We start from the raw sequence: 21,462 nt of genomic DNA, 5'->3' as shown, positions 1-21,462 counted from the left end.
TCGACCGCGACCGGTTCGAATGCGTCAGATGCGGCCACGCCGCCTGCGCCGACCACAACGCCGGCCGCAACATTCTGCATCTGGGCCGCAAGGCCCGAACCGGAGGACATCCGGGGATGGCCTGTGGATCGAACCTCGCGGGAGGTCGGAAGCAGGAAGAAGACGGTAGCAGTCAGGTCGCGCAAGCGGCCTGATCAAGACCAGAAGCTCCGGCCTTCAGGCCGGGGAGTAGTCACGCTGGATTAGAGAACCGCTTATGCGCCGAATTTATGCGCGGCGCCCTTCACCGGACTTGCCCAAACGGCGGCGCCTGTTGCAAATGCCGTTTCTCCCTCGGCGCGCACCACCATCTCTCCGACGTCTGGAACATCCAGATAGAGGATGGCATCGGCACCGAGGCGCTCGATATGTCTCACCCTCCCGTGCCACTCGCCTTCTGCTTCGGAAAGACGAATATGCTCTGGGCGGATTCCATAAGTCTCACAGCCGAAGCGATGCGCAATTTCGCCCGTGTAGAGGTTCATCTTCGGGCTACCTATAAAGCCCGCGACGAAGGGCGTCACCGGCTTGCGGTAGAGCTCCATCGGGCTGCCGACCTGCTCGACCCTGCCGCCGTTCAGGACGACGATCTTGTCGGCCATTGTCATCGCCTCGACCTGGTCGTGGGTGACGTAGATCATGGTCGTCTTCAGGCGAGCATGGAGTTCTGCGATCTCGAGCCGCATCTGTGCTCGCAGTGATGCGTCGAGATTGGAAAGTGGTTCGTCGAACAGGAAGACCTTCGGATCGCGAACGATCGCGCGGCCGATGGCAACGCGCTGCCTTTGGCCGCCGGAAAGCGCCTTCGGCTTGCGGTCGAGCAAATGGGAGAGCTGCAAGGTCTCGGCTGCTGCGCAAACCTTGGCCTCAATCTCGGCCTTCGGGCGGCGGGCGAGCGAGAGACCGAAGCCGATATTCTCCGCAACGGTCATATGCGGATAAAGCGCGTAGCTCTGGAACACCATTGCGATGCCGCGTTCAGAAGGTTCTGCGTAGGTCACATCCTTGCCCCCGATCGTAAGCGAACCTGAGGTCGACTCTTCCAGTCCGGCGATGATCCGGAGCAACGTGGATTTTCCGCATCCAGACGGCCCGACGAACACGACGAATTCACCGGAACGCACGTCCAGATCGATGCCTTTGATGACGTCAAGGGCGCCAAAGCTTTTGCAAATCCGGGTGAGGGTGAGTTCGGCCATTCCGCTAACCTTTCACTGCGCCGGCAGTCATGCCCGCCACGATCTGCCTGTTGAAGAAGATGAAAACGATGAGGGGAGGGATCGTGACGAGAAGGATGTTCATGAAAAGCAGGTTGTACTGGCTCGTATACATGCTCTGGAAATTATAGAGCGTCAGCTGCACGGTGACGTTCTCCTTGCCTGGCAGATAGTAGAGCGGGTTTGTGAAATCGTTGAAGATTGCGATCGACTGCACGACGATGTTCGTCACCGTCACTGGCTTGAGCAGCGGGAGGATCACGCGGAAAAATATCTGCCGGGGTTTAGCACCATCGATCAGCGCCGCCTCGTCGAGGTCACGGGGGATGGTCGAGATGAACGACCTGTAGAGCAGGGTCGAGAACGAGAGATTATAAGCGACCTGGATCAGGATCATTCCGGTGATCGTCTTGAAGAGGCCGATTTCCTGAAGCAATCCGATCGTCGGAACGACGGCCGGCGGCATCATCAGCCCCATGAACAGGGCAGCCGAGGCAACGGCATTCCAGCGGGTTTTCCGGCGTTGCATGACATATCCGACCATTGCCGAAAGCAGTATCAGTATCGCAACCGAGACGACGGTGATCAGCGTCGAATTGAAGTATGCGAGGACGAGCTGGTAGTCGCGAGCCTTGAACACTGCCGCGAGGTTGTCCCAGAGCAACCATTGTTCCGGGAGCACGAAGTCGAGCCGGGAGGCTTCGGACTTCGACTTGACCGCCTGGAGCGCAACGAAGACGAATGGGAGAACGAAGATGACGGTGGCGATGGCAAGTGCGACCGCGCCCGTCACGTAGGGTCGCGTTTTTCTCATTGCTCGACCTCGCGCCGGTTGAGCCACAGGGTCAGCGGCAGAATGATGATCGCGATCAGCGCAAACAGGATGACGTTGCCCGCAGTCGACAGCCCGTAGAAGCCCGCCTGATACTGCTTGTAGATGACTGACGCGATCACGTCCGAGGAAAAGCCCGGCCCGCCGCGCGTCATCGCCCAAATGAGATCGAACGACCGCAGGCCACCGATCAAAGATAGCGTGATGACGGCGATCGTCGCCGGGCGCACAAGAGGCAAGGTGATACGTGAGAATTGCTGGAAGCGGGTGGCGCCATCAATTCTGGCCGCCTCGTAATATTCGGGGCTAATCGCTGCCAGGCCGGCGATGAAAATCAAGGTGGCGAGACCCACGCCTTTCCAGAGGTCGACGAGCGCCACGGAAAAGAGGGCGAGCGCCGGATTGGTCAGCCAGCCCGGTCCGGGAATGCCGAGCGTTTCAAGCGTGACATTGATGATGCCCCTGGTCGGATGCATCATCACCGTAAAAGTGATGCCGATGCCGATGGTCGATACCAGGACCGGAAAAAAGACGAGCGTACGCAGGAAGCCCCGGGCGAAAATGTTGCCGGTCAAAAGCACGGCAAGCAGGAGCCCGCATACCGTCTTCAGGCCGGATGTCGTGACGGCATAGATCACCGTGTTGACGAGACCCTTGACCAGAAAGGGCTCGGAAAAGAACTGCTCGAAATTCTCCAGTCCGATGAACTCGGCGGTTGAAAGATCCCAGCGTGTAAGGCTGAACCACAGCGACGAGACCGTGGGGACGAGAAACAGCACGCCATAGACGAGCGCGGCCGGAATGAAGAACCACAAGGGATAAGGAGATCTGCGTGAGCGGCGGTACGTCTCGATCATTGCTACCTCTTCGATCGGGTGGAACCTCGCCCATGGGAGGCGAGGTCAGCTTTCCCGAAGGACCGTTACCAGTTGGGTAGACCGAGCTGCTTTGCCTGCTTGCGCACGTCGTCGTCATAGAGCGCGGCTGCCTCGGCCGGCTGACGGATTCCTGATCCGACCTCGACGGTGATCTGTTCAAGGGCAGGTCCCTTGATCGGCGACACGAATTCAAGCGCCGGCGTCGTCATCCCCTTTGTTTCGAAATAGGGAAGCATGTCCTTGACCGCAGGCGGTACGTCGGCGGGCAGCGTGCATCCATCGACTAGGGACGGACCTTGAGCCGTGTTGGTTTCAACCATGATCTTGCAGCCTTCGACGCCTCCGGCGAAATCCACGAACTTCCTGGCTTCTTCGGCATTCGGGCTTGCGAGCGGGATATAGAGGGCAGGCGGCATCCAAACCGTCAGGCCGTTTTTAGCTGCGTCGTCTCCCGGCTGTGCGAAGAAGCCGACATCGTTGAGATTTTCGGGATAGTTCTGCTTCAAGGCGCCGACGGCAAAGGTCAGCATGGGATAATGGGCTGCTTCGCCCGTCGCCACCATCCTGAGCCCGTCATCATAGCTTGCCGCACCGAAATCCTCGTTCATCAGGCCGGCGTCATAAACCTCCTTCAGGCGCTCGAACCCTTTCATCGCCGCAGGGGTCGTCGCATATTTCGCCTTGTTGCCCGTATAGTCGTCCGCGAAGTTCGGCACGGCGGCATGCAGATTGTAGTAATCGGCTAGAACGAAGAGCTGCGACGTCCAGGTATCGCGATAGGTTTGCGCAACGGCTGCTTTGCCGGCCGCCTTCACCTTCTCGTTGTTGCCCATGAACTCGGTCCACGTCTTCGGAACCGGCAGGCCGAGGTCCTGATAGATTTTTCTGTTGTAGAGGATCCCGCCGGCCATCGCCGTGCCGAAGGGAACGCCGTAGAGCTTGCCGTCTGCGCCGACGACGGCCTTGAAGCTCTCGTCCACTTTTGCCTGCGACGACAGATCGCTGAGGTCGGCAAGTGTCTGCGCAGGTTTCAGCGCCTGCATCAGCGAGCCGGAATTATAGAGGAAGACGTCCGACATCTCGCCAGTCGCAAGACGTGTCTTGACGATGTTGTCGCCCTCGCCACCACCCGGCCGCTGCTCGATTTCGATCGTGACATCCGGTGCGATCTTCTCGTAAGCAGCAACCAGCGCCTCGGCAGCCGCGACCGTATCGGGGTTGTTGTCGATCAGAAACGAGAGGGTCGCGTCTGCATGCGACGGCCCTGCGGCGACCAGTGCTATGAGTGCCGACGCGCCGGCGAGAATGACTTTGATGCGGTATGTCATGACGTTCCTCCTCTGAACGGTTTGACCGGGACGAATATGCTCCTCAGGATTGGGGGAGAGAAAACACCAGTTGGTGCGTTCCGGGCCGAAGAATGGCCTCCTCGGCCACAGGCTCTCCATTGATTGATGGATTCTGATGCCGCAGCCCCGGCCGGAACCGGCCGACGCAGCCCTCCGGAAGCGTCAGCCGATAGGTGACTCTGTTGCCGCGGCACTCCCATGCAGCTTCAATTCGGCCTTGACGTACGTCATGGTGGGCGGTGACCGGCGAGAGCGCGGCAATCGGCGCAGGATCGACAATCACCTCGGCAAATCCTGGGGCGGTCGCGCTCGGCGAAATTCCGGCGACGGTTTCAAACAGCCATTGGCATACTGCGCCATAGGCATAATGATTGTAGCTGTTCATGTCGGGCTCGTAGATGGTGCCGTCGGGCGCCATTGAATCCCAGCGCTCCCAGATCGTAGTCGCGCCCTTGGATACCTGGTAGAGCCAGCCTGGAACCTCCTCCTGCAGGAACACTTTTTCTGCAATGTCGTCCATGCCGAGCTTCGTCAAGGCCGGCAGCAGGGCGGGTGTGCCTATGAATCCTGTGCCGATCTTGTAGTCGGCGTCGACGATCACCTGTCGGAAGTGCTGCCTGGCAGCAGCGTGATGCTCAGCAGGGATCAGATCATGGAGGAATGCCAGCGCGTAGGACGTCTGGTCGTTATGTGCAATGCGCCCGGACGGTGCGATGAACTCGCGGGCGAATGCATGCCGAATTTCTTCAGCACGGCCCGTCATGCGTTCTGCCAGCACCTCGTCGCCAAGGATCGCCGCGATCTTCGCCAGCAAGTCGGTGGAGATGAAATGGTAGAGTGTCGCGGCGCAATCGTCGGCAATTGTCGGACGCGGTTTGCGATTGTCGCCGACCGGCTGCAGCCAGTCGCCGAATGTGAAGCCGCGGTCGCCCCAGCGGGATGGCGGGCGCACGATCGGGCCATCCGAAATTGACCAGACGAAATTGACCCAGCGCACCATCGCATTGAGGCATTCGGAGAGAACCGCACGATCACCGTAATGGGTGTAAAGAATCCAGGGGATGACGACGATGGCGTCGCCCCAGCCGGTCGAGCCGGCAAAGCCCGGAAAATTCTCCGGATGCAGGCGTGTGGGGTCGGGGGAGAAATGGGAGACGGCGCCATCCTCACGCTGGTCGGCCATCACGTCGCGCAGATATTTCCGGAAGAAGGTCCGGCTGTCCGTCAGCCAGCAGGCTGTTGCGGCAAACACCTGAGCATCACCCGTCCAGCCGAGGCGCTCGTCGCGCTGAGGGCAGTCGGTCGGGACCTCTATGAAGTTCGCGCGCTGCGACCAGATTGTGTTCTGGACAAGCCGGTTGACGAGAGCGTTGCCCGAGCTGAAGCTGCCCGCCAGATTGGGCACGGAGGAGATCGGAACCGAGGAGATCGTCACGATGTGTGCGTCGCCCGTGACCGTCACTCTGGCATAGCGGAAGCCGAAAAAGGTGAAATGAGGCGAATAGGTCTCGTCGCCGGTTCCGCGCAGCGTATAGATCGTATGCGCTTGCGCGGTGCGGTAGTTGCGGTTGTCGAAATAACGATCAGGTCCCAGGACCTCCGAATGCTCCACTCGAATTTCGGCGCCTGCCGCTCCGCGAACCGTGTAAAGCACATAGCCGCCGATGTTCTGGCCGAAGTCGTAGATCGTTCGTCCTTCCGCATCGGTCCATGTGTCGATCGGTGTGATCGCCGGCAATTCACGCACCGGTGCCGTTTCGTGCGCGACGAGCAACGCCTTGTCGAACGGTAGCGTCACGGTGCCATGGGTGTCGACGAGTCGTTCTTCGCGTGCATCGTAGATCTCGCCGAAATAGATGCCGGATTTGCGGATCGGCAGCAGTCCGCTTTGCCAAGTCGCGTCCGTTGAGAGAATGACGCCGTTCGGTCCAACCAGATCTGCAATGGCTGCCGTCCTGTCACCCCAGCAATTGGGAATGGCCTTTTGACCCCACATGAGCGGAGACCGGTACCATCCGTCGGAAAGCCAGATTTCGATGCGGTTCTGGCCGGACTTGATGAGATTGGAAACGTCGTAGCGCTGATAGGCCACACGATGGTCATAGCTGGTCCAGCCTGGTGTCAGGAGGTCCTCGCCGACACGCTTGTCATTGATGAAACAGCGATAAAGGCCGAGCGCCGAAATGAAGAGTTCGGCAGGCATCTTTGCGCCATCACAGATGAACGTCTTGGCAACGAAACTTGCTGCCGTTCCTTGGCCGCGGTCCGACAGAGGCGCGATCATATCGCCGCTCCACGCGCGTGAAACCAGATCACCGCCGACGGCTTTCGGCTGAAAGTTCATCAAATCCTCCGCATATTTGTAGAACGTTCTCCGTATAACGTTCTACATTTTTTCTGGGAGTGCAATAGATATTTTGCGACCGGTCTGCCATGGTGATTTGGCGAGGCGTCAAGGCTCGCAGAACGCAACTGAGGATTTCATGCCAATCAAAGAGAAGTCGAAGCCGGCAAAGCGCGACCGCGTGACGATACGGACAGTTGCGGCGCATGCAGGTGTATCTGTTGCGGCGGTTTCAAAGGTCATGCGAGATGCATACGGTGTGAGCGAGAACCTTCGCGCCAAGGTGACCGGGTCGATCGAGGAGCTGGGATACCGGCCGTCAAGGACCGCGCGTGGCCTGCGCGGGCGCACGTTCACGATAGGATTGCTCCTTATCGACATACGCAATCCCTTCCTGCCCGAGGTCATCGACGGTGTGAATGGCGTCCTGGCGCCGTCGCATTATCAGGCGATGATCGGTGTCAGCGAGGCCCGGACGCAACTGGAAACCTCTCTCATCGAGTCGATGATCGACTACAAGATGGATGGGCTCATCCTCGTCGCTCCTCGCCTGCCGTCTGAAATTATCGCGAAATTCGCCACGCAAATTCCGATTGTCGCTGTCGGTTATCATGATCCGAAAGCGGAGACGTTCGACACGGTGAATGCCGATGACCAGCAAGGGGCAGAAATCGCGGTGGAGGCGTTGCTCGAGTGTGGTTACCGCGACATCGAAATGCTCAGCCTGGGGGCCCGCGAGGGCCACAAGGTCTCCGTTGTTCATCAGCGTGAAATCGGATATCGGCGCGCCATGCAGCGAGCAGGCCTAGGCTCCTCAGCACCGATCTTCCATATCCCTGTCAATTCTCCTAAGCGCGAGCAGGCAATGCGGTCGTTCCTGGCGCGCAGCGACAGGCCCCGCGCGATCTTCTGCTGGAGCGATCTCGATGCCATTACGCTTTTGAGCACGGCCTCGGAAATGGGCGTGCGGATACCCGAAGACTTGGCGATGATCGGCTACGACAATTCTGCGACCGCGGCTCTCAGCCTGGTCAATCTGGCAAGCATCGACCAGTCGGGCAGGGAACTCGGCGAAGCGGCGACACGGGCGCTTCTGTCCAGGATCGAGGGCCGCAGCGAACCGGAGCATCTCCTGTTGATGCCCTCGTTGGTCAGCAGGAAGAGTTTGACACCCGCAGGGCGGCCCTGACCGGATGGCGCGATGCTTCTCGCAGTAGCGAGTGTTGCCCGTTGAGAAGATCAGCTACGAACTGGTCAAGGACCAAGTCTGGCAAAATGTCAGCCGACAACCTGCAGGCCTAAGTCAGCCGAAAGGCCAGGTGAGCGGCCTTTCCATCTGTGGTTCGACACATGCAATTCCGTCGCAGCCGCGTGGCCGCATTCGCTGCCACGCGGCGCTTCGATCATGACTATTTGGTCATTTCGCGCTCTTCGGGAAAGCTGGCAGCTTGTTGATGTCCGACGTGTCGTGCTGCACGACCAGGATGGCATTGAGTGACGCCGCTATCCCTGTCAGTCTTTCCATGGATGCCAGCGAGTCGGCGCGATCGAAATTGAACGTCGGTACGCCGCGATTGGCAAACTGTTCCTCGAAATGCACGACATCGCCGGATAGCAGCACTGGACCCGTCTTCGCCAGTCGCACGAGTAGGCTGGTCTCGCCGGGTGTATGGCCGGGGGTGGAAAGGATCACGACCGATCCGTCGCCAAACACATCGCGATCGCCAGAGATCGGATCAACCTTGGAGATGCCGTCGAGCCAGGGCTTGATGAGGTTGGGATCGACGGCGAAGGGCAGGGGATCGGATTTGAACTGGGCGAAATCCGCAGCGCCGATCATCAGCGTTGCTCCGGGGAAGGTGGCGGCCTGTCCGACATGGTCAAAGTGATTGTGGCTCACGCCGAGCCGGCCGATCTGCTCCGGCTTGACGCCGATCTTGGCAAGCTGCGTCGGCAGATCCTCCGCGAGCGCGGGCGCGAAAGTGGCGGAGGCGTCGACTTTGGCACCGATCAGGGCTGTCGGAAGTCCGGCATCCCAGAGCATGTAGTCCTTGTCGTGCCTGATGAGATAGCAGCTGTCGGTCAGGGTCCGGGTCTCGCCGGAATATTTGAACGTATCGGAAAAGACGCCGAGATTGCGAACTTCGATCTGGCCGCAGTCCAGCCGCCAGAGCTCTACCTCGTCAGCGCTTGCAGCAGCTCCCGAAGCCATCAGGACGGCTGCGGCGAGAAGGCTTGTTGTCATCGTTTTCATTGTGGTCTCCTGCAAATGGAGGCCAGCTTGTGCCTGAATCTAAAGCGGGACATGGCACCGGTATGATCGCCTTTGAGCCCGAAACGCTCACGAAGGTGTTTTTTATCTCGCCGTCCTCGCCTATCTTCCGGCCATGAACATTCACTATAGAAACGATGACGCTGATCTGAGATTCATGCTGCTCGAGCGACTGCGCCCGATGATGGCGCCGAGCGACACTGCTGGGCGCTATCAGCATGGCAATCGCTTGTTTTCCTACTGCTCCATCGACCGGGAGCGGCTGAAGGCGATCGAGCTCCCCAACCCGCTGATTGGCATTATCCTGCGTGGACTGAAGGAAGTTTGGCTCGGCGACACGGTTCATGTCTTCGAGCCGGGCACGGTCTTTGTCCTGCCCGGCGGCGTGCGGATGGATGTCGTCAATATCCCAGGGGAGCGCAGCGCTTATGAGTCTTTGTTGCTGGAAGTGCCATCGCTGCCGCCTGGGATAGCGCCATTGGTTGGCAGCCCGCGATGTGGAAGCAATGGCTGGCAATTCAGTCTTCCGCTTAACACCGATCTCATTGACGCCCTCGTTCATGCCGCTACGTCGATCGCCAATGATGCGATGGGCGAGGCGGTGAAGACGTTGCGTCTCACCGAGGTGTTGATGTTGATGCAGCCACTTGCCGCGGCGCGGCCGCTCTTTCGGACCAGCCTGTCAGACGAGGTTGCCTGGCTGATCCGTGCCGCGCCCGCGGAAGCCTGGACGGTCGAACGCATCGCTGATCGTCTCGGACTGGGCGCTTCGACGCTGCGCCGCCGGCTCGCTTCGGAAGACCGATCGTTCCGGAAAATCCTGTGCGCCGAGCGGATAAAGGCCGGTCGAAATGCGCTTGCTTCTGGTGCATCGAGCCTGGCTGCAGCGGAGGCAGCCGGCTACAGTTCCCGTTCGCACTTTGCCCGTCGATATCGTGAGAGCTATGGCACATCGCCGACGGGACGTCGGGTTGGCTAAGCGTCGCCACAGAAGCGAACTATCGCATGCTCAGCCGGGAAGCCGTCACCATGTCTAGGATTGTGACCGGCAAAGCAACTGATCGACGATAATCCCAACGTTCCTGACGGAATATTATGCGACTGTCGAAGCACCTAGTGTGAACATCGACTGCGGGATTAGAGCTGTGCCAGTAGCGGCTATTCGACAGGAGTGTTTACTTGCTAAATGCGCGCAGCCGGACTTAGACCGGCTGCGAAGGCTCGATCTCTTAGCCGTCAGAGCGTAAGTTGGTCAGGCAGCAATCAGGTTTTGCCCCTGTGCCGCAGTGGAGCAGGAGCTACACTAGCCGCAGTCCCGGGAGCTCGGCATGGAACGCCGCTTGGCCGCAATTATGGTGTCCGACATTGTCGGCTACTCCTCACTGATGGAGGATGCCGAGGAGCGTACCGCCGACCGAGTCGCCCGCTGCCAGGAGTTGATCACGGAGAAGGTCGTTGCCCTCGGAGGCAGAGTCTTCAACACGGCCGGTGATGCCTGCCTAGCGGAGTTCGGTAGCCCGATCAATGCGCTCCGCTGCGCCGCCGAGATCCGTAACGCGCTCGCCGGGAGCGAGAACATGGTCAGCGATCCGCTCAGGCTGCGCTTCGGGCTCCATCTCGCCGATGTCGTGGTTCGGGGCAACGACTTGGTCGGCGACGGCGTGAACGTTGCTGCGCGCATCCAGCAGGTGGCCGAGCCCGACTGCATCTGCGTGAGCGGAGCTTTCTTCGACAACATCCGGCGCAACTCGCCGTTCGTTTTCGAGGACGTGGGCGATCGGCACCTCAAGAACCTGTCGGAGCCTGTCCACATCTATAAGCTGCTGGACGAGATAGCGCGGCACCGGCTGCAATCCGCGCCGACGCGAATTCAAACCGTCGGGGAGAAGCGTCCGTTGTCATTGGCCGTCCTGCCCTTCCGCGTCATGGGCGGGGATGAAAGCCAGCGGTTTCTGGCCGAGGGCCTGACGGATGAGCTGATCGTCGAATTGGCCCGCTTCCGACGTCTGTTCCTAAGCTCCCGCAGCGCAAGCTTTGCCCTTGCCGATGCCGACACAGTCAAGGTCGGCAACACGTTGGGAGTGCGATACGTCTTGGAGGGCCAGGTCCGGAAGATCGGCAATCAGGTGCGGATCGGGCTCACCCTTAGCGAGACAGAGAAGGGCTCGGTAGTGTGGAGCGACAAGCTCGCTCGGCCGTTCACCGAAGTCATGGACTTGCTCGACACAACGTCGGCGAAGATCGCAGCGACTGTGTTCGGCCGGGTGGAAGACGCCGGCATGATCGCGGCTAGGCGCAAGCCACCCGAGAACATGTCAGCGTTCGAGTGCCTGTTGCGCGGCATCGATCACCACCGCCTTGGCGGCGTGCTGGAGGAGCACTCCCGCGAGGCAGTTAAGTGGTTCACCCGCGCCATCGAGATGGATCCGAACTACGGCGCAGCCTACGCCTGGCGGGTCTGCGCTGCATCCGATCTTCCTGAGTTCAGCTACCCCGAGAGCGAACCCGACGTCTGTCGGGCACTGGAGCTCGACCCCTGCGATGCCGAGGCCAACCGCATCGCATCCTTTTACGAGCTGCTCAAGGGCGACTTCGACCAAGCAGAGAGGCTGATGCGACGGGCGATGGAGCTGAACCCGTCCGACGCTTATATCAGGGCGCGATGCGCAGCCGTTTCGATCTTTATTGGAAAACCTGAGGACGCGCTGAAGCTCCTCGATGAGGCGGAGGCGCTCGATCCGCTCCTGCCGGTGTGGTGCGTCGAGGAGCGTGGGGTCGCCCTCTATGCGCTGGGCCGCTTCGAGGACGCGCTTCAGGCCTTGGGCGAGCTGGTGTTTCAGACCTTCCGTTCGCGGCTATACCGCGCAGCGGCGCTGCTGGAGCTCGGCCGAGCGGAGGAGGCCGCCAAGCTCGTCAACGAGGCACTGGCAACTAAGCCGAACTTCACCGTGTCGCGGTTCCTTTTCCAGGAGCGCTATCGTGACCCGTCACTACGGCGGCAGTTGCGAAGCCGACTGAAGGAGGCAGGACTGCCTCCATGAACCGTTAGGTGAAAGTGCGTAAGGGCTTAGTCCATAAAGCGAAAGTCCGTGAAAAGGGCACCCTTAAATCCTTCGCCTTAAACCGATTCGAACCGCTGGCCCGCCCATGATAGCGGGCATATCATCAAAATGATGGATGACTGAGCGGCGTTTGTGATCGGTAGAGCTTTTTCAGCCCCGGCCTGCTAAAGACTCACGTATGATCACGCTCATTCCTTCATCTGACGGTGACGGTTATGCCTCTCTGCTCGCCGAGCTTAAGGACAGGATCCGAACAGCTCGCCTGAAGGCGGCCGTCGCTGTCAACCGAGAACTCATCGTGCTCTACTGGAGCAGGCCCGGCCGCGAGATCTTGGCACGCCAAATCGCCGAAGGGTGGGGCGCCCACGTCATCGATCGGCTCGCCACGGACCTCCGGCGCGATTTTCCAGATATGAAGGGGCTTTCGCCGCGAAACCTCAAATATATGCGCGCCTTTGCCGAGGCATTCCCCGACGATCGTGCAACAACTTATTGCACAATTGCCCTGGGGTCATAAACGTCAAACTCATCGAGGCACTGAAGGGCCCCGAAGAGCGGCTCTGGTATGCCCGCCAGGCCGTAGAACATGGGTGGAGCCGAAGCGTTCTCGTGCATCAGATCGAAAGCGGCCTGTACCAGCGACAGGGGAAGGCGCTCACCAATTTTGCGCGGACACTGCCTGCGCCGCAATCCGATCTGGCGCAAGAATTAATCAAAGATCCCTACAGCTTCGATTTTCTTGCCCTCGGCCCGGCGATGTCCGAGCGCGAACTCGAGCAAGGCCTGCTCGAGCACCTACGCTCCTTGATCCTTGAGCTCGGTAAAGGCTTCGCATTCGTCGGCAGCCAGCATCATCTCGAGGTTGGTGGGCAGGAGTACTATCTGGATCTATTGTTCTATCACTTGCGGCTGCGCTGCTTCGTTATTGTCGAGCTCAAGATCGAGGACTTTAAGCCGGAGTTCGCCGGCAAGATGAACTTCTATCTTTCCGCGGTCGATGACCAACTTCGACACGAGTCGGACGCTCCGAGCATCGGCATTATTCTGTGCAAAGGCAAGAATGAGGTAATTGTCGAATATGCTCTTCGAGATTCAACAAAGCCGATGGGCGTTGCGGAATATAGGCTCTCTGCAGCGCTCCCCGAACCATGGCAGACAGAGCTGCCCACAGAGGCGGAATTTGCACGCGAGTTCCCGTTGATGTCGCTCGTGAAGCTACGCATAGAGGTTGAGCGTGAAATCCGCCCGCTGATGGCCAACCAGGCCGAGGGCGAGCGACCGGCGGCTCTTGGGCCGATGCTGAACGAGCTCCAGCGACTCGGGCTAGCGCCCCAAACAGCTGAGCGGTTCCGAAATGCCCTTCACGTGATGAACCGCGCAGCCCACGGACTGGACGTGGCGACCGCGGAAGCATCTGAAGCGACCGAAATTGCTGCCGCCTTCCTTGCTGAGCTTCGAGCGATCCGCAACAGCCGATCCTCGTGATCAGCAACATCCGGGGGCCATTACTCCGCCACACATTCCCACATCAGCGGGGGTCCGCGCCCAAGATGTCTCCGTCAATGAATACGATGCCGTAGGGACAGCGAACCGATCCAGCGGCAAGTGTGATGTTTATTGACAATATGTGCTACGCCGCCCACAATAAGGGCAAAGCGAAAGGATATGCCAATGGCATCGGGAAGCATCCATGTGAAGGTCGGTGGTCAGCTACAAGCCCATATCCAGCAGCAAATCGGCGAGGGTGGCCTTTACGAAAATGCCAGCGAGTACATTCGTGCCTTGATCCGTAGGGATTTGCAGACCCGTGATGAGGCATGGGAGGCGTTGCAAAAGGAACTGGCCCCCGCCATGCGCGCGGACGATAGTGAATTTGTCACCGTTACGGCCGAGGACGTAATCCGCCGTAATCAGCGCCGCTGATAATGGTTGCCTATCGGATCTATCCGCAAGCGGATGCCGCTCAGGACAAGATTTGGCGCGACACCGTCGAGAAATGGGGTGATCAGCAAGCCGTGACCTACATCACCGGATTGCATACCCATTTGCAGCGGTTGTGCGATGACAAGGCGATATGGCGAAAGCTTCCGCAGAAGCTTGCGGTTCCGGCCGATCTCAAACGCGAGGCGTATTTCAGCCGATATGGACGGCATTATGTGTTTTTTCGCGAATTGGATAATGGCGATCTAGGTGTGATGAGCATCCTGCATGAGCGGATGGATTTGCCGGTACGCCTTCTTGAGGATTTGGCTGCACTGGATGAAAAAGCCGCCGCAGAGAGGTAGAACTGCGGCCCCAAAGCCCGCAAACTATCGTCCTCAGTCTCGTATTCCTTTGCACTGATCGACGCCGTTCAGCTCGCTTAAGCCCGCTGGATCGTCGTAGCTGAAGTGCTCGGCGGCATGGATTGCCGAGGCTTTCCGGATGTGCTTCTTGGCGAACTCACATGCCTCGTCGCTATCTTCGGTGCGGACGACGCGGGCGACCATGCGTTCCCGGCCGCAACCGAACGGCCTCTTCTCGCGCATGGCCCGGATCGTCAGGCGCTTCAGGTTTCCAGCCTGCTTCTCAGGAAGCCGCGGGCGACCGATTGAGGCGCGGCATCCATGGACCTTTGGCGGGCGGCAAAAACATCGCCGATCGCGATCAGGACGGGGTTGTCGTAACCGATCTCGCTTATGCCGTCGGCAAGAGCTCCGAGATGCCCGTGCCATTCACGCTGCGTGGCGCGGCTCACGTCGCTCATGATGACGGCCGGCGTCCCGGGCGGGAGCCCTTCGGCGATCAGCCGGTCGGCAATGAGTGGCGCTGTCCTGCCGCCCATGTAGAAAACAGTGGTCGCATGCGGATCGGCGGCGGCTGCCCAGTCGACATCCACCGGCAAACCGCCATGGCGGGAATGGCCGGTGATGAAGCGTACCGACTGGGCGCAGTCGCGATGGGTCAGCGAAATGCCAAGGCGCGAGGCCATGGCGCTTGCGGCCGTGATGCCGGGAATGACGTCAACCGGGATGCCCTCGCGATCAAGATGGGCAATCTCTTCGCCGGCGCGGCCGAAGATCATCGGGTCGCCGGACTTGAGGCGGACGACGCGCTTGCCCGCCTTGGCAAGCCTCACCATCATCGCGTTGATATCTTCCTGCCGGCAGCTGGTGCGGCCGCCCCGCTTTCCGACCAGCATGCGCTTGGCCTCCCGGCGGGCAAGCTCCAGCACCTCGGCTGAAACGAGATCGTCGAAGAGGATGACGTCGGCCGCCTGCAGGGCGCGGACCGCCTTCAGCGTCAGGAGCTCTGCATCGCCGGGGCCGGCACCGACGAGGCTCACCCGTCCGGTTGTGCTTGCGGTCGATTTCAGGCCGCGGGCCGCAAGCAAAAGCCGCTTTTCGGCGTCGCGGTCAGCAGAACCGTCGAACGCCATGTCGGCGAATTTTTCCCAGAATAGACGCCGCGCCGAAGCGGCATCAAGTATTCCGTTGATCTTGCCGCGCATCGATTGGGCAAGTTCGGCCCAGGATTTCAGCGTACGCGGAAGCAGCGTCTCGATCTTGCGGCGGATGGTTTGGGCAAGAATGGGGGCTGCGCCATCCGTCGAGATCGCGACAACCACGGGGGAGCGGTTGACGATCGACCCGAACTGGAACTGGCAGAAATCGGGCTTGTCGATGACATTGACCGGAACACCCATTTTCCGTGCCGCTTCGAAGAAGCACCTGGCTTGCGCATCGTCGTCGCAATCGGCAATGGCGATAGTGGCTCCCGTCAGCGCTTCCGTCTGCCAATGCCTCGGATGGTGGGTCAACCTGGCTGCGGGGTGCTCCGGCGTGCGGCCAAGGAGAGCCTTGAACGTGTCGCTCAGCGTTTCGGCGTAGATTTCGACATGAGCGCCGCAGGCGGCGAGAAGTTCCGCCTTCCAGGCGCAGCCATCAGTCCCGCCCGCGACAACACACCGCTTGCCTTCAAGCGCCCAGAAGACGGGCAGCTTTGCAAGCGGCTCCATGCGGGCAGGATTGTCATTCCGCGGCTGCTGCAAGACATCCATCGATGATCCCCCTGATCTCGGCGCGGCAGGAGCCGCAGTTGGTGCCGGCGTTGAGTTCCTTGCCTACAGCTTCGACGCTGTGGCAACCGCCGCGAACCGCCGCGACGATCTGGTTGACGCCGACGCTGAAGCAGGAACAGACCGTGGCGCCCGGGTCCGGCTTGCCGGCGCCGGGGCGGCCGGCGACAAGCGCGAAGCGTTTGCGCAAGTCGCCATGTTCGGCGGCAAGCTGCGAGATCGCCCAGTTGCGGGCGACGGCGACCGGTCCGCGGGCGAGGAACAGCGCGGCTAGCAGTCGCGTGCCGTCGAAGAAGGCGAGCCGGAGATCGCCCGACTGTTGGTCGGTGTAGCCGAGCGGCTCGATGCCGTCAGGAATGCCGAACGTGGTTCGGCACCAATCGCACCAATCGTCGATCGCGTGATCGAAGGCGAGTTCCACCCGCCAGCCGCCATCTGCCTTGGCAAGCGCCCAGTAGGTGGAATCGAGGGCTTCGGGCTTCAACCGGCAGACTGCAAAGCCGTAGCGCGCCGCCTTAAACGGCCGGGCTGCGACGGCGACGTTCTTCGAAGCCGGCTGGCCGGAGAAGGGATCGGTGAGCGGGGCAACAACGGCATCGATGCGCGCCTTGGCGGCAAATTGATCGTTCCAATGCATGGGCACGAAGACGCTGCCACGGGCCTGGCGTTCGGTGATCAGCGCGCGGACGACAGCTTTGCCGTGCGGGCTCTCGATCTCGACCAGGCCGGCATTGCCGATACCGATTTCCATGGCGTCCCGAGGGTGAAGCTCGGCAAAAGGCTCGGCGATATGAGCGGAAAGGCGGGCACTCTTGCCGGTGCGTGTCATCGTATGCCACTGGTCGCGGATGCGGCCGGTATTCAGCGTAAACGGGTATTCGGCACTGGTGCGGTCGGATACGGCCGCCTCGACCGCGATGAAGCGTGCCTTGCGATCGGGATGAAAGAAGCCGCCCTCCGCAAAGAAGCGGGTTATGGCCCTCTCGTCGCCGGTCGGCTGCGGCCACTGGAAGGGCGCCATCGCGTCATAGGCGGCTTTCTCGATGCCGGCATAGGCGCCGATGTCGAAATCGCGGCCGCCATCGTTTTCGAAGGCGGAGAGCGCGGCGTGCTCGTCGAAAATGTCTGACGGCGAGGCAAAGGCGAAAGCATCGGCAAAGCCCATACGGCGCGCAACCTCGGCCAATTGCCACCAATCCGGACGGGCTTCGCCTGGGGCATCGAGGAAAGGCCGCTGGCGCGAGATGCGGCGTTCGGAATTGGTGACGGTGCCGGTCTTTTCTCCCCAGCCGAGGGAAGGGAGGAGGACATCGGCGTGACGCGCGGTATCAGTATCCTTGAGGATGTCGGAGACCACGAAGAAGGGGCAGGCCCTGATCGCGGCCTCGACGGCATCGGCATCGGGAAGCGAGACCACCGGGTTCGTCGCCATGATCCAGAGGGCCTTGATGCGGCCGTCACCGACCGCCTTGAACATGTCGACGGCCTTAAGACCCGGCTTTTCGGCAATCGCCGGCGACTGCCAGAAACGCTGCACGCGGTCGCGGTCCTCGGCACTTTCGATCGCCATGTGGGCGGCAAGCATGTTCGCTAGCCCCCCAACCTCGCGGCCACCCATCGCATTCGGCTGGCCGGTGAGCGAGAAGGGCCCCATGCCGGGCTTGCCGATGCGCCCGGTTGCAAGATGACAATTGATGATCGCGTTGACCTTGTCGGTGCCCGACGAGGACTGGTTGACACCCTGGCTGTAACAGGTGACGACCTTTTCCGTTGCCGCAAACAGGCGGTAGAATTCGCGAAGCTGCATGGCAGGCAGGCCGGTGTGCTCCAGCACTTCGTTGAAAGACACTGCGGAAGCCGTTGCGAAGCTTTCCGCAAAACCATTCGTATGCTCCGCCACGTAATTCTGGTCGATAACGTTGCTTGAGATCAGATGCGCGAAGAGACCGATAAACAGTGCCACGTCGCTGTCAGGCCGGATCGCCAGATGCAGATCGGCGAGATCAGCAGTCATCGTGCGGCGCGGGTCGATGACGACGACCTTCATGCCGGGGCGTGCCGCCTTGGCCGCAGCCAGCCGTTGATAGATGACGGGGTGGCACCAGGCGAGGTTGGAACCCGCAAGGATCACGAGATCGGCCCGTTCCAGGTCCTCATAGGTGCCGGGCACGGTATCGGCGCCGAAGGCGCGGCGGTGGCCTGCAACGGAAGACGACATGCACAGGCGCGAATTGGTATCGATGTTGGCCGAGCCGATGAAGCCCTTCATCAGCTTGTTGGCGACATAGTAATCCTCGGTCAGCAGTTGACCGGAGACGTAGAAGGCAACGGAGTCGGGCCCATGCTCGGCAATCGTTTCCGCAAAGCGGTGCGCGACGAGATCAAGAGCGTCATTCCAGCCGGCCCGCCGTCCTGCGATCTCCGGATGCAAGGCACGTCCGTCGAGATCGATCGTTTCGGCAAGCGCCGAACCCTTCGAGCACAGCCGCCCGAAATTTGCCGGATGGTCCGGGTCGCCTTTGACGGACACAGTGCCATCATCGGCTATCTTGGCGATGACGCCACAGCCAACGCCGCAGTAGGGACAGGTGGTCTTGACCTCTTCCGCCATCTATTCCGCCGCCATCATCAAGCTTTCGAGGGCGATGAAGAGGGCGCCGTCCTCATTGCGGACCGGAATGGTCCGCACCTCGCCCTTATCGGCGCCGAGCGCCTTGCCGGTTTCAAGCGAGATCACCCAGTTGTGCAGCGGGCAGGTGACCGCCTTGGCATGCACGATGCCCTGGGAGAGCGGGCCGCCCTTGTGCGGGCAGTGATCCTCGATGGCGAAGACCTCGTTTTCGGCGGTGCGGAAGACGGCGATCTTGCCCTGCGGCGTCTTTACGCAGCGCGCACCGCGCAGCGGGATATCGGAGATGTCACCAATTGCGATCCAGTTCATGTCCATCTCCTCACTCTGCAGCCTGTGGGTAGCCAATCGTCGCCATCGGCTTGAACTCATGCTTGTCCTTGCCGGAGACGCGCTCCGACCAGGGATCGACCTGAGCGAATTTCTGGGAAAAGACGAAGCGGTCGTAATAGGCTTTGCGCTTTTCGGCATCGCCCATGATCTGGCGGCGGACCTCGTCGAGGCCGATGCGCTTGGCCCACTTGTAGATGCGCTCGAGATAGCGGGCCTGCTCGCGGTACATCTGCGTCAGCGCCACGATATGCTCCAGCGCCTCGTCCTCGCTCTTCACCAGTCCGAGCACTTCGGTGCCCTTGATGTCGAGACCGGCGGCACCGGCAAAATGGATTTCGTAGCCCGAGTCGACGCAGATGACGCCGACGTCCTTGCAGGTCGCCTCGGCGCAGTTGCGCGGACATCCGGAGACGGCCATCTTGACCTTTGCCGGCGTCCAGGAACCCCACATGAACTTTTCAATGCGGATACCAAGACCTGTGGAATCCTGCGTGCCGAAGCGGCACCAGTCGGAGCCGACGCAGGTCTTTACCGTGCGCAGGCCCTTGGCATAGGCCTGGCCGGAGACGAAGCCTGCCTTGCCGAGATCGGCCCAGACGGCGGGCAGGTCTTCCTTCTCGATGCCAAGCAGGTCGATGCGCTGACCGCCGGTCACCTTGACCATCGGGATCTCGAACTTGTCGACGACATCGGCGATGGCGCGCAATTCGGCAGCGTTGGTGACGCCGCCCCACATGCGCGGCACGACGGAATAAGTTCCGTCCTTCTGGATGTTGGCGTGGACGCGCTCGTTGATATAGCGCGACTGGTAGTCGTCGGCATATTCATCCGGCCAGTCGCAGACGAGGTAGTAATTGAGCGCCGGGCGACACTTGGCACAACCGCAGGAGGTATTCCATTCCAGTTCCTGCATGACGGCGGGAATGGTTTTCAGCCCCTTGGCCTTGATGAGGCGGCGGACGTCGTCGTGGCCGAGCTCGGTGCAGGTGCACATTGGCTGGACGGCAGCCGGATTGTAGCTGTCGCCGAGCGTCAGCGCCATCAGTTGTTCGACGAGGCCCGTGCAGGAGCCGCAGGATGCGGAAGCCTTGGTATGGGCGCGCACGTCGTCAAGCGATGTCAGGCCCTTGGCCGTAATCGTCGAGGTGATTTTGCCCTTGCATACGCCGTTGCAGCCGCAGATTTCCGCATCATCCGGCAAGGCTGCAACGGCCGCCATAGGGTCCAGCGGGGACCCTCCCTGGTAGGCCTGTCCGAAGATCAGCGTCTCGCGCATCTCGGAAATATTGGTTTGCTTCTTCTTGAGATCGTTGAACCAGGCGCCGTCTGCGGTTTCGCCGTAGAGCACCGTTCCGATGATCTTGTTGTCCTTCAGTACGAGGCGCTTATAGACGCCGGCCGAGGCGTCGCGGAGCACAATCTCCTCGCGGTCGTCGCCATCGGCGAAATCGCCGAGCGAGTAGAGGTCGATGCCGGTGACCTTGAGCTTGGTCGGGGTGTCGGAGTGAACGAAGGCGGCCGAAGTGTCGCCCGAAAGATGCGAGGCGGCCACGCGGGCCATTTCATAAAGCGGTGCGACGAGACCATAGACCTGTCCGCCCACTTCGGCGCATTCGCCGAGCGCCATGATGCTGCCATCCGAGGTCTGCATGCCGTTATCGACGACGATGCCGCGATTGACGGCGATACCCGCGTCCTTCGCCAGCCCGACACTCGGGCGGATGCCGACGGCCATGACGACCAGCGTTGCCGGAATGATGCGGCCGTCGTCGAGTTCGATGCCCTCGACCCTGCCGTTACCGACGATCTGCTTGGTGTTGGCCTTGGTGATGACCTTGATGCCACGTTCTTCGACAGCCTTCTGCAGAAGATAGCCGGCCGCAGGATCGAGCTGGCGCTCCATCAGCGTCGGCATGACATGCAAAACAGTGACGTCCATGCCGCGCGACGCAAGGCCGGCGGCCGCTTCGAGGCCGAGCAGGCCGCCGCCGATGACGATCGCCTTTTCCCTCGACTGAGCCGCCAGCAGCATCGCCTGCACGTCGTCAAGGTCGCGATAGGTGATGACGCCCGGCAGGTCCTTGCCGGGAACCGGGATGATGAAGGGCACGGAGCCGGTGGCGATCACCAGCTTGTCGTAGCTCTCCGTGACGCCGTGGTCGGAGGTGACGGTCTTGGCGGCGCGATCGATGTTGACGATCTTGTGGCCCTTATAGAGCATGATGCCGTGCTTGATGTACCAGCCGTCGCCGTGAATGATGATCTGTTCGTAGTCCTTTTCACCGGAGAGAACCGGCGACAGCATGATGCGGTCGTAGTTGACGCGCGGCTCGGCATTGAAGATCGTGACCTCGTATTGTCCCGGGGCCTTTTCGAAAAGGTGCTCGAGCATGCGCCCAGGCGCCATGCCGTTGCCGATGATAACGAGTTTTTGGGTCATATTTCCAAGT

General features: G+C 60.7%; 18 protein-coding genes and 1 pseudogene. 8 read left to right on the top strand and 11 right to left on the bottom strand.

The features are described from left to right. Window positions 1-254 precede the first annotated feature (254 nt). The 5 genes from BN1800_RS31530 to BN1800_RS31510 all read right to left on the bottom strand — a co-directional run bounded on the left by BN1800_RS31530 (window position 255) and on the right by BN1800_RS31510 (window position 6,659). Window positions 255-1,238, bottom strand: a complete 984-nt coding sequence (locus BN1800_RS31530) for an ABC transporter ATP-binding protein (RefSeq protein WP_087003240.1) — start codon at window positions 1,236-1,238, stop codon at window positions 255-257. Window positions 1,239-1,242: 4 nt separating this feature from the next. Continuing rightward, the gene (locus tag BN1800_RS31525) at window positions 1,243-2,070 is read right to left on the bottom strand and encodes a carbohydrate ABC transporter permease (RefSeq protein ID WP_087003237.1); all 828 of its coding nucleotides are present in this window, start codon (window positions 2,068-2,070) and stop codon (window positions 1,243-1,245) included. After that, complete coding sequence (locus BN1800_RS31520; RefSeq protein WP_087003235.1) at window positions 2,067-2,945, bottom strand: carbohydrate ABC transporter permease; 879 nt, start codon at window positions 2,943-2,945, stop codon at window positions 2,067-2,069. The genes BN1800_RS31525 and BN1800_RS31520 overlap by 4 nt, the downstream gene beginning before the upstream one ends. 65 nt (window positions 2,946-3,010) lie before the next feature. Continuing rightward, entirely contained in the window at window positions 3,011-4,294 is a 1,284-nt protein-coding gene (locus BN1800_RS31515; RefSeq protein WP_087003232.1) for an ABC transporter substrate-binding protein, read from the bottom strand. A 43-nt stretch (window positions 4,295-4,337) separates the two neighbouring features. Beyond that, entirely contained in the window at window positions 4,338-6,659 is a 2,322-nt protein-coding gene (locus BN1800_RS31510; protein WP_087003230.1) for an alpha-L-rhamnosidase, read from the bottom strand. Window positions 6,660-6,798: 139 nt separating this feature from the next. Between BN1800_RS31510 and BN1800_RS31505 the strand changes: the two genes are divergently transcribed. Beyond that, window positions 6,799-7,848: a LacI family DNA-binding transcriptional regulator gene (locus BN1800_RS31505; RefSeq protein WP_087003227.1), complete on the top strand. Its 1,050-nt coding sequence runs from the start codon at window positions 6,799-6,801 to the stop codon at window positions 7,846-7,848. Between the two features lie 228 nt (window positions 7,849-8,076). Here BN1800_RS31505 and BN1800_RS31500 read toward each other — a convergent pair whose 3' ends face one another. Further along, window positions 8,077-8,913, bottom strand: coding sequence for an N-acyl homoserine lactonase family protein (locus BN1800_RS31500; RefSeq protein ID WP_087003224.1), 837 nt, complete (start codon window positions 8,911-8,913; stop codon window positions 8,077-8,079). 175 nt (window positions 8,914-9,088) lie between these two features. Here BN1800_RS31500 and BN1800_RS31495 point away from each other — a divergent pair, with 175 nt between their 5' ends. The 7 genes and pseudogenes from BN1800_RS31495 (at window position 9,089) to BN1800_RS31475 (ending at window position 14,278) form a co-directional block, all read left to right on the top strand. Further along, window positions 9,089-9,910 (top strand): helix-turn-helix domain-containing protein, encoded by an 822-nt coding sequence (locus BN1800_RS31495; RefSeq protein ID WP_087003221.1) that lies wholly within the window; start codon window positions 9,089-9,091, stop codon window positions 9,908-9,910. A 349-nt stretch (window positions 9,911-10,259) separates the two neighbouring features. After that, window positions 10,260-11,972 (top strand): adenylate/guanylate cyclase domain-containing protein, encoded by a 1,713-nt coding sequence (locus BN1800_RS31490; RefSeq protein ID WP_087003218.1) that lies wholly within the window; start codon window positions 10,260-10,262, stop codon window positions 11,970-11,972. A 199-nt stretch (window positions 11,973-12,171) separates the two neighbouring features. Beyond that, window positions 12,172-12,510, top strand: a complete 339-nt coding sequence (locus BN1800_RS42980; protein WP_244564722.1) for a DUF1016 N-terminal domain-containing protein — start codon at window positions 12,172-12,174, stop codon at window positions 12,508-12,510. Then, window positions 12,486-12,575 (top strand): annotated as a pseudogene (locus BN1800_RS43525) (hypothetical protein); the annotation flags it as partial. The gene BN1800_RS42980 and the pseudogene BN1800_RS43525, both read left to right, overlap by 25 nt. 27 nt (window positions 12,576-12,602) lie before the next feature. Next, window positions 12,603-13,478 (top strand): PDDEXK nuclease domain-containing protein, encoded by an 876-nt coding sequence (locus tag BN1800_RS31485; protein WP_244564721.1) that lies wholly within the window; start codon window positions 12,603-12,605, stop codon window positions 13,476-13,478. Between the two features lie 186 nt (window positions 13,479-13,664). Next, window positions 13,665-13,916, top strand: coding sequence for a ribbon-helix-helix domain-containing protein (locus BN1800_RS31480; RefSeq protein WP_027510296.1), 252 nt, complete (start codon window positions 13,665-13,667; stop codon window positions 13,914-13,916). 2 nt (window positions 13,917-13,918) lie between these two features. Then, window positions 13,919-14,278, top strand: a complete 360-nt coding sequence (locus BN1800_RS31475; protein WP_087003215.1) for a type II toxin-antitoxin system RelE/ParE family toxin — start codon at window positions 13,919-13,921, stop codon at window positions 14,276-14,278. Window positions 14,279-14,311: 33 nt separating this feature from the next. Here the strand turns inward: BN1800_RS31475 and BN1800_RS31470 are convergent, their stop codons facing one another. Genes BN1800_RS31470 through nirB form a run of 5 tightly spaced genes read right to left on the bottom strand, consistent with a single transcriptional unit; the run spans window position 14,312 to window position 21,452 of the window. Next, entirely contained in the window at window positions 14,312-14,521 is a 210-nt protein-coding gene (locus tag BN1800_RS31470) for a hypothetical protein (protein ID WP_087003212.1), read from the bottom strand. Between the two features lie 20 nt (window positions 14,522-14,541). After that, on the bottom strand, window positions 14,542-16,032 hold the full coding sequence (cysG, locus tag BN1800_RS31465) for a siroheme synthase CysG (protein ID WP_087003209.1): 1,491 nt from the start codon (window positions 16,030-16,032) through the stop codon (window positions 14,542-14,544). Beyond that, entirely contained in the window at window positions 16,004-18,661 is a 2,658-nt protein-coding gene (locus tag BN1800_RS31460; RefSeq protein ID WP_087003206.1) for a nitrate reductase, read from the bottom strand. Before BN1800_RS31460 ends, cysG begins: the two co-directional genes overlap by 29 nt. Then, the gene (gene nirD, locus BN1800_RS31455; RefSeq protein WP_027510292.1) at window positions 18,662-18,997 is read right to left on the bottom strand and encodes a nitrite reductase small subunit NirD; all 336 of its coding nucleotides are present in this window, start codon (window positions 18,995-18,997) and stop codon (window positions 18,662-18,664) included. A gap of 4 nt (window positions 18,998-19,001) precedes the next feature. Next, window positions 19,002-21,452, bottom strand: a complete 2,451-nt coding sequence (nirB, locus tag BN1800_RS31450) for a nitrite reductase large subunit NirB (protein ID WP_087003203.1) — start codon at window positions 21,450-21,452, stop codon at window positions 19,002-19,004. Window positions 21,453-21,462: the final 10 nt, after the last annotated feature.

Source organism: Rhizobium sullae (assembly GCF_900169785.1).
Classification (GTDB): domain Bacteria; phylum Pseudomonadota; class Alphaproteobacteria; order Rhizobiales; family Rhizobiaceae; genus Rhizobium; species Rhizobium sullae.
Note: the sequence above shows the minus strand (reverse complement) of the source record. Positions and strands in the feature narration are given on the sequence as shown.

Bases quoted from the DNA above. Each gene is read 5' to 3' on its own strand.
- BN1800_RS31530 (WP_087003240.1), bottom strand. From the start codon at position 1,238: ATGGCCGAACTCACCCTCACCCGGATTTGCAAAAGCTTTGGCGCCCTT.
- BN1800_RS31525 (WP_087003237.1), bottom strand. From the start codon at position 2,070: ATGAGAAAAACGCGACCCTACGTGACGGGCGCGGTCGCACTTGCCATC.
- BN1800_RS31520 (WP_087003235.1), bottom strand. From the start codon at position 2,945: ATGATCGAGACGTACCGCCGCTCACGCAGATCTCCTTATCCCTTGTGG.
- BN1800_RS31515 (WP_087003232.1), bottom strand. From the start codon at position 4,294: ATGACATACCGCATCAAAGTCATTCTCGCCGGCGCGTCGGCACTCATA.
- BN1800_RS31510 (WP_087003230.1), bottom strand. From the start codon at position 6,659: ATGAACTTTCAGCCGAAAGCCGTCGGCGGTGATCTGGTTTCACGCGCG.
- BN1800_RS31505 (WP_087003227.1), top strand. From the start codon at position 6,799: ATGCCAATCAAAGAGAAGTCGAAGCCGGCAAAGCGCGACCGCGTGACG.
- BN1800_RS31500 (WP_087003224.1), bottom strand. From the start codon at position 8,913: ATGAAAACGATGACAACAAGCCTTCTCGCCGCAGCCGTCCTGATGGCT.
- BN1800_RS31495 (WP_087003221.1), top strand. From the start codon at position 9,089: ATGCTGCTCGAGCGACTGCGCCCGATGATGGCGCCGAGCGACACTGCT.
- BN1800_RS31490 (WP_087003218.1), top strand. From the start codon at position 10,260: ATGGAACGCCGCTTGGCCGCAATTATGGTGTCCGACATTGTCGGCTAC.
- BN1800_RS42980 (WP_244564722.1), top strand. From the start codon at position 12,172: ATGATCACGCTCATTCCTTCATCTGACGGTGACGGTTATGCCTCTCTG.
- BN1800_RS31480 (WP_027510296.1), top strand. From the start codon at position 13,665: ATGGCATCGGGAAGCATCCATGTGAAGGTCGGTGGTCAGCTACAAGCC.
- BN1800_RS31475 (WP_087003215.1), top strand. From the start codon at position 13,919: ATGGTTGCCTATCGGATCTATCCGCAAGCGGATGCCGCTCAGGACAAG.
- BN1800_RS31470 (WP_087003212.1), bottom strand. From the start codon at position 14,521: ATGCGCGAGAAGAGGCCGTTCGGTTGCGGCCGGGAACGCATGGTCGCC.
- cysG (WP_087003209.1), bottom strand. From the start codon at position 16,032: ATGGATGTCTTGCAGCAGCCGCGGAATGACAATCCTGCCCGCATGGAG.
- BN1800_RS31460 (WP_087003206.1), bottom strand. From the start codon at position 18,661: ATGGCGGAAGAGGTCAAGACCACCTGTCCCTACTGCGGCGTTGGCTGT.
- nirD (WP_027510292.1), bottom strand. From the start codon at position 18,997: ATGGACATGAACTGGATCGCAATTGGTGACATCTCCGATATCCCGCTG.
- nirB (WP_087003203.1), bottom strand. From the start codon at position 21,452: ATGACCCAAAAACTCGTTATCATCGGCAACGGCATGGCGCCTGGGCGC.